General features: G+C 42.9%; 11 protein-coding genes. 3 read left to right on the top strand and 8 right to left on the bottom strand.

Going from position 1 to position 8,991, the window contains the following annotated elements:
- Nucleotides 1-102: 102 nt before the first annotated feature.
- The 3 genes from O9295_RS12225 to O9295_RS12215 all read left to right on the top strand — a co-directional run bounded on the left by O9295_RS12225 (nt 103) and on the right by O9295_RS12215 (nt 1,030).
- Nucleotides 103-258 carry a hypothetical protein gene (locus O9295_RS12225; protein WP_002754850.1) on the top strand — a complete coding sequence of 52 codons (156 nt, stop codon included), beginning with the start codon at nt 103-105 and terminating at the stop codon, nt 256-258.
- A gap of 189 nt (nt 259-447) precedes the next feature.
- A complete protein-coding gene (locus O9295_RS12220; RefSeq protein WP_288033099.1) occupies nt 448-690 on the top strand; it encodes a CHAT domain-containing protein in 243 nt (80 codons plus the stop codon).
- 70 nt (nt 691-760) lie between these two features.
- The gene (locus O9295_RS12215) at nt 761-1,030 is read left to right on the top strand and encodes an LPP leucine zipper domain-containing protein (protein WP_002784469.1); all 270 of its coding nucleotides are present in this window, start codon (nt 761-763) and stop codon (nt 1,028-1,030) included.
- A gap of 56 nt (nt 1,031-1,086) precedes the next feature.
- On the opposite strand, the gene ureC is transcribed toward O9295_RS12215, so the two are convergent.
- From ureC to acnB, 8 genes are all read right to left on the bottom strand, one after another.
- Nucleotides 1,087-2,796 (bottom strand): urease subunit alpha, encoded by a 1,710-nt coding sequence (ureC, locus tag O9295_RS12210; RefSeq protein ID WP_288033096.1) that lies wholly within the window; start codon nt 2,794-2,796, stop codon nt 1,087-1,089.
- Nucleotides 2,797-3,039: 243 nt separating this feature from the next.
- Complete coding sequence (locus tag O9295_RS12205) at nt 3,040-3,936, bottom strand: polyphosphate kinase 2 family protein (protein WP_288033095.1); 897 nt, start codon at nt 3,934-3,936, stop codon at nt 3,040-3,042.
- 178 nt (nt 3,937-4,114) lie between these two features.
- On the bottom strand, nt 4,115-4,456 hold the full coding sequence (locus O9295_RS12200; protein ID WP_288033094.1) for a XisI protein: 342 nt from the start codon (nt 4,454-4,456) through the stop codon (nt 4,115-4,117).
- Nucleotides 4,449-4,556 (bottom strand): hypothetical protein, encoded by a 108-nt coding sequence (locus O9295_RS12195; protein WP_268932517.1) that lies wholly within the window; start codon nt 4,554-4,556, stop codon nt 4,449-4,451. The genes O9295_RS12200 and O9295_RS12195 overlap by 8 nt, the downstream gene beginning before the upstream one ends.
- Nucleotides 4,557-4,620: 64 nt before the next feature.
- Nucleotides 4,621-5,586 carry a hypothetical protein gene (locus tag O9295_RS12190; RefSeq protein WP_288033092.1) on the bottom strand — a complete coding sequence of 322 codons (966 nt, stop codon included), beginning with the start codon at nt 5,584-5,586 and terminating at the stop codon, nt 4,621-4,623.
- 131 nt (nt 5,587-5,717) lie between these two features.
- Nucleotides 5,718-5,984: a BrnA antitoxin family protein gene (locus O9295_RS12185; protein WP_002746336.1), complete on the bottom strand. Its 267-nt coding sequence runs from the start codon at nt 5,982-5,984 to the stop codon at nt 5,718-5,720.
- Entirely contained in the window at nt 5,932-6,225 is a 294-nt protein-coding gene (locus O9295_RS12180; protein WP_147068873.1) for a BrnT family toxin, read from the bottom strand. The genes O9295_RS12185 and O9295_RS12180 overlap by 53 nt, the downstream gene beginning before the upstream one ends.
- A gap of 139 nt (nt 6,226-6,364) precedes the next feature.
- Nucleotides 6,365-8,974, bottom strand: coding sequence for a bifunctional aconitate hydratase 2/2-methylisocitrate dehydratase (gene acnB, locus O9295_RS12175; RefSeq protein WP_288033091.1), 2,610 nt, complete (start codon nt 8,972-8,974; stop codon nt 6,365-6,367).
- Between the last annotated feature and the right edge of the window lie 17 nt (nt 8,975-8,991).

The following is an 8,991-nucleotide window of genomic DNA, read 5'->3' as shown; positions in this document are numbered from 1 at the left end:
CCATCACAAACATGACAGCAGTGAAGAAAATGTAATCTCGTCCGCTGCTCCAACGCTCTTAGAAGTTCTTCAGGAAATTACCGCCAGAATCAGGAGTTTTCTATGAATGAACTAAAAGGAATCAGTATCAATAAACTGATTGAATATCTTTCCACCAACACTTTAGCCGAATTTAATGCCTATACTAGATTTAAGGAAATGGCAGCTAATGGCAACCCAGAAGAAGGATTGAAAATCTTGGCTAAATTTGATAAGTAGGTAGGCGTTAAAAGTTGTCAGATCCCCCCGCCTATCGGCACCCCCCTTATCAAGGGGGGCAGGGGGGATCAAACCTAAAATCCATTTTTAATTTAATTATAACCAGCTACTTAATTAATATACAGTATAAAGCATTAATTATCATCAAAAAATCACCAAACTAGAAGCGTAGGTGAAGGGATTGATGGATTGCGCCGCGCTTTAGTTATAGCAGGTAGTGAAAGCCAATTAATTAGCCTTTGGAAAGTATCTGATGAAGCGACTAAAGATTTAATGGTCGCCTATTATGGACGCTTACAAAAAGGAGAAGGACGCAGTGAAGCTTTACGACAAATTCAACTAGGAATGCTCAAGGGTGAGAAGCAAAAACATCCTTTTTATTGGGCCAGTTTTATTCCTTCTGGTGATGCAACTTCGATGACATTTGACTGAGTAAGGGTTAGGAGTTAAACTTAGGGGTAAAATTATTGGTATCACAAACAATTACTAGGAGGGTCACACAATGGCAACATTTACAGAAAACGACCTCAAAGAATTAAAAGACTTTATTTTAGGACAATTCAAAGAAGTTAATAGCAAAATAGACAAGTTATCTGAAGAAGTGAATAACTTAAGAGTTGACCTAGCAAATGTTAAAGGAGAATTAACAGGCGTGAATAAACGCCTAGATAACTTGGAATTTACTAATCGAACCATCTTTGTTGCTATTGTTACTGCACTAATGGCAGGATTAGTTAAGTTATTTTTCCCAAATTTTCCTACTATACTATAAATAAATTTCTCTGAGAAAACGGATTTTTTGAAAAAACCCGTTTTCTGAAATTGAATTCAAAATAGGAAATAGCGCTGGGCCATAGGTAAAACCGTGGCGGGTTCACAGATTAATAATTCCCCGTCAGCACGCACCTCGTAGGTTTCAGGATTAACTTCCATGCGCGGCAAAGCGTCATTTAGCTTCATACTAGCCTTACTGATATTGCGCGTATTCGACACTGCCACGGCGGTTTTTTTCAGCTTTAACTTCTCAGGAATGCCCGCTTTCATAGCATATTTAGAAACAAATGTCAAGGAAGTTTTGGCGATCGCACCACCAAAAGAGGCAAACATGGGACGCATATAAACCGGTTGGGGTGTGGGAATACTGGCATTAGCATCGCCCATTTGCGCCCAGGCGATTAAACCGCCTTTCAGGACAATTTCCGGTTTTACGCCAAAAAATGCCGGTTTCCAGAGAACCAAATCGGCTAATTTGCCCACCTCGATGGAACCGACATAATCGGAGACACCATGGGTAATAGCAGGATTAATCGTATATTTAGCAATATATCGTCTTGCCCGCAGATTATCATTCTCTCCCGTTTCCCCGGTCAGTCTGCCTCGTTGTACCCGCATTTTGTGGGCAGTTTGCCAAGTGCGGATAATTACTTCTCCCACCCGTCCCATCGCTTGAGAATCGGAGGAAATGATGCTAAAAGCCCCTAAATCGTGGAGAATATCCTCGGCGGCAATAGTTTCGCGGCGGATGCGGGATTCAGCAAAAGCCACATCTTCGGGAATACTCCGGTCTAAATGATGACAAACCATCAACATATCGAGGTGTTCCTCTAAGGTATTCGTCGTATAGGGACGGGTGGGATTGGTAGAGGAGGGTAAAACGTTCATTTCCCCGCAAACCCTGATAATATCGGGAGCATGACCACCGCCGGCCCCTTCCGTGTGATAGGTGTGAATGACGCGATTTTTAAAAGCGGCGATAGTGGCCTCAACAAAACCGGCCTCATTGAGAGTATCGGTATGAATCGCCACCTGCACATCGTACTTATCGGCCACGCTTAAACAGGTATCAATGGCTGCCGGAGTGGTTCCCCAATCTTCATGGAGTTTTAAGCCAATTACCCCCGCTTTTACCTGTTCCGCTAGTCCTTCCGGCTGACTGCTATTGCCTTTACCCAAAAAACCCAAATTCATCGGGAAAGCTTCGGCCGCCTCTAGCATTCGATAGATGTTCCATTCTCCCGGGGTGCAGGTGGTGGCATTAGTTCCCGTTGCAGGTCCGGTCCCACCACCAATCATTGTGGTAATCCCCGACGCAATCGCTGTCTCAATTTGTTGGGGACAGATAAAATGAATATGAGCATCAATCCCCCCTGCTGTCAAAATCATCCCTTCCCCGGCTAATGCCTCGGTAGCAGGACCGATAATAATATCGACATTATCTTGAATGTGGGGATTACCCGCTTTACCGATTTGATAAATTTTGCCGTCTTTAATGCCCACATCGGCCTTAACGATGCCCCACCAGTCGAGAATTAAGGCATTAGTAATCACTAGATCCACCGCCCCATCTTCCCTAGAAATGGGGGATTGGCCCATCCCATCGCGAATTACTTTACCGCCGCCGAATTTTACCTCATCGCCGTAGCTGGTGAAATCTTTTTCGACTTCGATAAATAATTCCGTGTCTGCCAGGCGAACTTTATCTCCGATGGTGGGGCCGTAGGTTTCAGCATAGGTGCGGCGATCGATGCGATAATTCATAGGGGTAATTCTCTCAAATCGACATTGATTATAAGCTGTCAAGCATTTAAATTGCTTGTTGAGACGAGGCAAGAGGCACTCTTGCAAGAGGCAACCCCCCCCTTGCCCCTCCGACCCCCCCGATGTCGGGGGGTTGGGGGGGTGGGGGAGATTCAGCTAATCTAAGGATAGGCGGTTAAGATACGTCTTAGCTTACGATCGATTTTCCGGCAATTATCGCTTTTTGGGGATTTTCTTCCATTTTTAATCTGGCTCGTTTTCGAGGATTTCTTTGGCTTTCAGTAAAGCTTGGTGATGTTCTTCGGTAACGGTGGGATATTTTAAACCAAGGGATTCGAGGGTGTGATAAATAACCGCCCCCACAGCTAAACGGGTAAACCATTTGCGATCAGCCGGGATAATATACCAGGGGGCCCATTCGGTACTGGTATGATTGAATACCTCCTCGTAGGCTTTCATGTAATCACCCCAAAAAGCTCTTTCTTTGACATCATTTTCAGAAAACTTCCAGTTTTTTTCAGGGCGATCAATTCTTTCCAAAAATCGTTTTTTCTGTTCTTCTTTAGAAACATTGAGAAAGAATTTCAGGACAATAACCCCATTGTTAACCAGATATTTTTCAAAATTATTAATCTCCTCAAAACGTCGATGCCAAACTTTCTTGGTTCTGTCTTCCGGGGGGAGTTTTTGCCGTTCCAATAAATTTTGATGGACGCGCACGACTAATAATTCTTCGTAGTAAGAACGATTAAAAATACCGATACGACCCCGCTCCGGTAAGGCTTTATAATATCGCCAGAGATAATCGTGATCTAGTTCTTCGGCCGAGGGAACTTTAAAGCTAAATACCTGACAGCCTTGGGGATTTAAGCCCGACATAACGTGTCTAATCGTACCATCTTTACCCGCCGCATCCATGGCTTGCAGATTAATTAACAGGGCATAGGTATCCTGAGCATAGAGTTTATCTTGAAACTCGGCCATTTTTTCGATCCCCTGTTGCAGCAGCAGCGTGGCATCTTCTTTGGTAATGTAGTCTGGCTTAAACCGGGCATCGTAATCTTTGTGTAGAGAAATTTCTTTACCCGGTGGCACGATTAAGGATTGTAAAAATGCTTGGCGATCAATTTTGCTGACCATGCTCTTCTCCTTGATTATTTTGACCCCTAAGATTACATTGTAGCACTTTTGCTCGGAAAATATCTAACCCTTGAACCGGCGAGTCAAGGATGAAGTGGCAGAAATGACCTAGAAACAAGTATATTTAAATATTCGATTTTAGCTACTCCTCATCTGACGAGAAAGTAAAGAATAATTTTTAGGCGATCGCAAACTCGGTAAACTGTCGCACTTCGGGAGGTTGAAAAGCTAAAACTATCTCACTGCTGGGAATTCCTACGCGCATTAATTCCGTAGCGATACCTGCTTCTGTCCAATCTTCTTCAATATAAATTTTGTTATTTTTTAGACGAAGATAAACAGAAATTGCTTTAATTCGTTTGCCATTTTTCCAGCCAATATTAAACCAAAGATATTGGCTTCTATTATCGTCAAACATCAATATTTCTTCTGTGTCTTGATCGGGTACTTGTGAGGAAATTTCTGCATATTCTGTGAGAATTTTCTTGATTATGTTTTGATAATAATTTAGTTTATCCATTGGACGATTCCTCCTGATTAGTGTCAACAATTAACAATAAAATTTGATACTTTTGCAAGATTATTTGTATGGCAGCTTGAGCGAAAAACTTTTCATAAATTTCTTGTCCGATTAAAAAAATAAAGAAATTAATACATACAAGATATTTATTACAATTTCAACAATTAATCTCGAAAATTGTCCGAACCACAGGTAAGACATGTACCATCATCAGGATCTATGACATTACCCAGACAATCTTCAGCTGTGCAATCTTCCCGCAATACTTCATAAGATTCATTACATACAAGGCAATAAATAGTGTTGCTAGTTGGTTCATTAGGTATTAGTTGAGCTAATCTTGGAATCTGTTCGTCTTCGTAATCTTCCCTAAAACCACTATAACAACTAGGACAGAAATAACGTCTTGTTTTTTTATTAAAATTAAAATATTTATTATTTTCTGAAGGTGTTAATAAATCAATTACAAGGTTTATTTCTAAAGCCAGCCAATTATATAATTCTCTGGTTTCAGAGCTATATAGAACAGATTCAGGTTCATTTTGAATGAATTGTCCTCGAATTTTTATCCACGAGTTTGGCTCTATCAAATAATGACAAATTTCTAGAATTTCAACAAACAGCTCTTTAGTTTTTATATATAATTCAGGATCTACAGTGTGCATAATTATATTTCGCTTGCTTCTCAAATCTTCAAATCTTTGTCGAAAGTTATCTGGTAATCGATCAGTCGATACGGTATTATAAACTTTGACTAAATCCTGTGCATCAATTGTTTTAAATTCACTAAAACGGATATTGCGCTCATGAGATTTACTGGGATAATTACTCGGATCTCCTGAAATTAGTAAATACGGGCTAACTGTAGCAATATGACCTTTTAAGAGAAATTCGGTTCCTTGTTGAATAAGGGAAAGGGCTGTACTCAATGGACGTTGTGCTTGTTTCCAATATTGCTCAGATGACAATTGATCGATTACTTCTTCATTCTCATCGCTATAATACACATTATAAAAATATTCCGCATCCTTAAGTTTTGTAGATAAACTTATCAGCGTACCCCAAGCCAGATTTAAAAAATCAATGCCAGCGGATTTAAAATCATCTCCAGTCGGTACATCTATAATCATAATTTTTCGTACTCACTTTTATCATTTCATTTAAGGCGATTTATTGGTAAATGAGATTGTGTGGCTTTTCATCCCGCTCAAAATGATAGCGAACTTTTTTATTGTGTGGCTTGTACCCGAACTAAACTTGACTATACTTTGTGAGCCTCCGCATAAATCCGTAAAGCGGCGGACATTTTTTGTTCACAATCCTCGCCCTGTGATTGAAACCAAGCTAGGGTTTCGGGATCTACTTGAACAAGAACATTTACTTTCTCTACAGGTTTCCACCACCGCGATTTACTAAAAAACTCCTCGGTTAAGGGCGGAATATCGGATGTGTCGATTTCCTCTTCCGTAAGAGCGTCAACTTTCTCCCAATTCGTCTCGGAGGTATTGTTCATATCGTTTTCGTTCATAGGGTAAAGCTTTACGAAGTGAAATAATACGAATTGTATCTCTACTCGGTTCTGTAAAAACGACAACTACCACTCGGCCATCGAGCGTACCGATTCCTATCAATCGATCTTCGCCATAATTTTCTCGTTCGTCAAGGGAAACTCGAATGGGATGTTCAAATATCCGCTGCACGTCCGCGAAGTCTAGATCGTGCTTGATGATATTCGCTCGGTTCTTTTGTCGATCCCACTCGAATTTCATATTTTTATTTTATCGAGTTGTCATTCCGTATATCGAAAAAAATCCTATAATTGTCGAAAATTCGATCGTTAGAGGGGTCATCTTGATCGAAATCAAAAGAAATCTTTCGCCTCGATCGAAATGACCCATAACCGGTCAACTAACTCAAAACACCTGAAGGAATCCCTAAGATATCCTCAATCTTAGGTAAATCTTCTAGGGGAATTACCCGGCCTTCATCCTCAAAACCAGCGATTTCATTAAAGTTCAAATAGCGGTATAAATCGCCAGCAAAAGGATTAATTTTCTCGGTGACAATTGCCAGGTATTCCTCAACGGTGGGAATGCGTCCTAGCAGCGCACAAACCGCCGCTAATTCGGCGGAACCGAGATAGACTCGCGCATCTTTTCCCATGCGATTATTGAAGTTACGAGTCGAGGTAGAAAATACCGTCGCTCTGTCTTCAACCCGCGCTTGATTACCCATACAAAGGGAACATCCAGGCATCTCGGTACGGGCCCCAGAAGCGGCAAAAATGCCATACATTCCCTCATCGCGCAATTGTTTTTCATCCATGCGGGTGGGGGGACAAATCCACAGTTTAGCCTTAGCAACTCCTGCACCTTCTAATATCTTAGCGGCGGCGCGATAATGACCAATATTAGTCATACAAGAACCGATGAACACCTCATCAATTTTATCCCCGGCGCATTCCGACATTAACTTGATATTATCGGGGTCATTGGGTGCAGCAACAATTGGTTCTTTAATCTCGTTTAAGTTGACGGTGATAATATCCGCATATTCGGCATCCTTATCAGCCTCCATCAGGACAGGATTAGCTAACCATTGTTCCATTTTTGCTACCCGACGTAGGATAGTTTTGGCATCACTATAACCCCGGGCCGCCATATTCTTTAACAGGGCCACATTAGAGCGTAAATATTCCGCCACTGTCTCGGTACTTAACTTAATCGTACAACCGGCGCAGGAACGTTCCGCCGTGGCATCGGTTAACTCAAAAGCCTGTTCTAATTTCAAATCCGGCAGCCCTTCCATCTCCATAATGCGACCGTTAAAAACATTTTTTTTGTTCTGTTTTTCCACGGTTAATTTGCCTTCTTGGATGGCGACGTAGGGAATAGCATTAACAATATCGCGCAGAGTTACACCGGGTTGTAATTCCCCCGTAAAACGCACTAAAACCGATTCCGGCATATCCAAAGGCATTACTCCCAAAGCGGCCGCAAATGCCACTAAACCCGACCCCGCAGGAAAGGAAATTCCCAGGGGAAAACGAGTATGAGAATCGCCTCCAGTCCCCACCGTATCCGGCAATAACATCCGATTTAACCAGGAGTGAATAATGCCATCTCCCGGACGTAAAGCGACCCCACCCCGGGTAGAGAAAAAGTCGGGTAATTGGTGATGAGTTTGAATATCAACCGGTTTCGGATAGGCTGCCGTGTGACAGAAACTCTGCATGACTAAATCGGCGCTAAAACCTAAACAGGCTAACTCTTTTAACTCGTCTCTGGTCATCGGGCCGGTGGTATCCTGAGACCCTACCGTAGTCATAATTGGGTCACAGGAAGTACCCGGCCGCACCCCGGGTAAACCGCAAGCTTTGCCGACCATTTTTTGCGCTAGGGTGTAACCTTTACCCGTGTCATTAGGCATAGTGGGACGGGTAAATAGGGTACTAGCCTCAAGTCCCAAGGCGTGACGGGTTTTATCGGTGAGACTGCGACCGATTAAGAGGGGAATACGACCGCCGGCCCGCACTTCATCCAGAATTGTCTCAGGTTTGAGGCTAAAAGTGCTAATAGTTGCGCCCGCTTCGTTGGTGATTTTGCCTTCGTAGGGATAGATTTTAATCACATCCCCCGTGTTCATTTGGCTAACATCGCATTCAATCGGCAAAGCGCCGGAATCCTCAGCAGTATTAAAGAAGATAGGGGCGATTTTACTGCCTAAAATATAGCCACCAGCACGTTTATTAGGTACAAAGGGAATATCATCGCCAATATGCCAGAGAACCGAGTTAATCGCCGATTTTCGGCTGGAACCAGTCCCGACCACATCCCCCACATAGGCGACCGGATGGCCTAATTTTTTCAATTCGGCAATGGTTTCTAAGGACCCGGGTTGACGGGTTTCTAACATTACCAAGGCATGAAGGGGAATATCAGGCCGGGTGGTGGCATGGGGAGCGGGAGATAGGTCATCTGTATTGGTTTCTCCCTGGACTTTGAAAACGGTGACGGTAATTTCTTTAGCAAGTTTCGGTTTAGCGATAAACCAAGCGCCATTGGCCCAAGCATCGATAACCTGTTTAGCGTAGGGATTGGTGTCGGATAATTCCAAAACCTCGTTAAACGCATCGAATACCAGCAGGGTTTTACTTAAAGCGCTGGCACTGGCAGCGGCGATATTAATATCTCTGGATTTCAGCAGTTCAATCAGAGAATGAACGTTATAACCACCGACCATGGTTCCCAGTAAGTTAACCGCACCCTGGGGGGAGATAACGTTAGATTTTATTTCACCTTTGGCAATTCCTGTTAAAAATCCCGCTTTAACGTAGGCCGCTTCGTCAACTCCGGGGGGAACACGGTCACGCAGCAGGGTCAGCAATTCTCCCCTGAGTTCTTCGGGCGGATTTTTGAGTATTTCGCATAATTCCGCCGTTTGTTGAGCGTTGAGGGGAAGGGGAGGGATACCTAATTTCGCTCGGTCGGCAACGTGCTGATGATACGCTTCTAACATAGGTCTATTGTCTCCTA

Origin of the sequence: Microcystis sp. LE18-22.4A (genome assembly GCF_027531105.1) — a bacterium.
Lineage (GTDB): Bacteria > Cyanobacteriota > Cyanobacteriia > Cyanobacteriales > Microcystaceae > Microcystis > Microcystis aeruginosa.
The sequence above is the reverse complement of the archived record's forward strand: the minus strand, read 5'-3'. Positions and strand labels throughout refer to the sequence as shown.